This window comes from Deltaproteobacteria bacterium (genome assembly GCA_040223695.1).
GTDB lineage: Bacteria > Desulfobacterota_D > UBA1144 > Nemesobacterales > UBA2774 > JAVKFU01.
The window spans coordinates 1-2,500 of sequence record JAVKFU010000016.1; the positions used below are offsets into that span (position 1 = coordinate 1).

Genomic DNA, 2,500 nt, shown 5'->3' on the forward strand with positions numbered 1-2,500 from the left:
GACCGCTGCATGCCCCGCTCCTTATGCTCGTTGTGCCGTCTCTGGTAGAGAAGACGAAATTTACCCTGGCCCCCCTGGGAGCGTTTGTTACGGTTACCGTGTTGACGGTACCCGGCTGGTTCGGGTCAAAACCGCTCAGAGTGGAGCTTCCCCCCGGCGGAGGGGTAGGGGTAGGCGCAGGTGTAGGAGGAGCGGGACTTCCTCCACTTGCCAATTCTACCGCGAATGCGGCATTTACCCTGCCGTCCCCGAAAAATGTGGATGAACCGATATTCTCCGCAGTGTCTCTCAGAATTTGATCTACCCCGGCATTGGTTAGGCTGGGATCAACAGACCAGACAAGCCCGGCAATACCGCTTACGATCGGGGAAGAGAAAGAAGTCCCCGACCAGGAGGTATAAAAACTGCCCGGCTGATCCGAAGTGCCGAAAGCGTTAACTATACCTACTCCCGGCGCAGCCAGGTCGATGAAACTTCCATAGCTTGAGAAACCCGCCAGCTGATCGGAATTGGTAGTGGCCGATACCGCGATAACGTGATTAGCCGAAGCGGGGCATTGAAGCAGACTATTCCCGTCATTACCGGCCGCGGCCACGGGGAGCAAGCCGCTGTTCCACGCTAAATCTATTACGTCCTGTTCCGCCTGAGTAATTCCGGTACTGTTACACTCGCGGCCGAAACTCATGTTGATTACCACCCTTTTGCCCGGATTGCCGAGCGCGTACGCACGGGCAAACAATATGCCTTCTATCGCGTCTGATAGCGTTCCAGTGCCGCCGTCATTCAAAACCTTAACGGGAAGAATAAGGCAGTTCCAGCATACCCCTGCCGCGCCGATCGAATTATTGGTCTTAAGCGCGGCGGTCCCGGCAACACCTGTCCCGTGACCGTTGTTATCGCTTACATCAAGACTGCAGTTCTGATCTGTAAAACCACCTAGAACATTGCAGCCCTGAAGCAACTTCCCGGTTATATCCTCATGAGTGGACTCGACTCCGGTATCCAGCACCGCTATGACAGCATTTGAACCGCCGACGTGGGTGTTCCATGCCTGAGGGGCGTCTATAACATTCAGGTAGTCCTGCAAGCCAAACAATGGATCGTTCGGAGTAACGCTTGTATTGTATATATAGTTTTTCTCAACGTACTCAATTTCGGGATTTTCCTCAAGCAACTGCTGATCCAGATCTATAAAGTCTCCCGTAGGCAGCTTGAGGACGACAATGTCCAATTCATCGAATGTTTCCTTCACCTCGGCGTCGAAAATACTAAACTCCGCTTGCAGGGCCGATTGATTGGCATTACTTTTTATTTTGACTATTAACTCATCCTGCACAAAATCTTCTTCAGCCAAAGATGCGCTTATAAATAAAGGCAGAACGAAGAGGGAAACAAACACAAACAGCCAAATTCTGGAAAATGCACCTAATTTTGACATAAAACTATTCCTCCAGACTCTTGTGAGAAAGATTAACCCGGAGGTTAATATATATTTCTCATAAATATTAATAACTATTGTATTCTTTGCATATATTATTTGCAATGTTTATGCCATACCAAGAGACTCATAATATTTAATGATGACATCAAGTTACAACTACATCAAGTGCTACCGGGACACACTGCGGGAAAATAAATGTCACTGCGCGACAAATATTGTCAGATAAGGAGAAAAACCTTAAAGCTATTGCATTTTTTGTCGATGAGGGTGGAATTAAAAGGAATTCTCAGTATATGTCGAGTTTGAGTTCGCCGCGGTCAACGTTTATACCTTTTAAAAGCGCATCATTGTGCTCGATTTTGCCGTCGGCGACCATAAGCACATAGGGAAGTATCGTATTCGACAGGTAATACGTAGAGGTTTGTGAAACCAGCGAAGGCATATTCGTTACGCAGTAGTGTTTCACGCCGCAGGAATCATAAACGGGCGAATCGTGGGTAGTGGGTCTGCTCGTCTCGGAGCATCCCCCCTGGTCGATCGCGACATCAACGAAAACGCTTCCCTCTTCCATCCCGGAAATCATATCCTCTGTTATTACCTTGGGAGCCCTCGCGCCTGTAACGAGAACGGCGCCCACGACCAGATCGGATTTTTTGAGCTCCTCCCCGATTATCTCGGGATACGAGGGGAGAGTGCGCACTCTGCCTTCGAAGTGCTCATAGAAGAATTCAAGCTTTTCCTGCTTGATGTCTATCACCGTAACCTCGGCGCCGAGTCCGAGCGCGGAGAGAACTGCGCTCAGTCCAACCGTTCCCCCTCCTATGACAGTTATCCTGCCCCTTCTCACTCCCGCGGCTCCGCTCAGAAGCACACCCTTCCCGCCCTTTGACTTCTGGAGGAAATGCACGCCCACCTGCACCGAGAGCCTGCCCGCGATCTTGCTCATAGGTATAAGAAGAGGAAGGGAGCCGTCGGGAAGCTCGACCGTCTCAAAAGCCATAGCCCTGCATTTACTCTTCTTAAGCGCCTGGACGAGCTTTTTATCCGCCGCCAGGTGTA

General features: G+C 50.3%; 2 protein-coding genes (1 of these 2 cut by a window edge). Both read right to left on the reverse strand.

All coding sequences use genetic code 11. The annotated features are described in order from the left end of the window. On the reverse strand, window positions 1-1,438 hold a 1,438-nt coding region (locus RIG61_07805), incomplete at its 3' end, for a S8 family serine peptidase (protein ID MEQ9619067.1). Window positions 1,439-1,727: 289 nt separating this feature from the next. Next, a protein-coding gene (ald, locus tag RIG61_07810; GenBank protein ID MEQ9619068.1) for an alanine dehydrogenase crosses the window boundary here: on the reverse strand, window positions 1,728-2,500 show its 3' portion. 283 nt of this gene lie beyond the right edge of the window; only the last 773 of its 1,056 coding nucleotides appear in the window; its start codon lies beyond the right edge, outside the window; the stop codon is at window positions 1,728-1,730.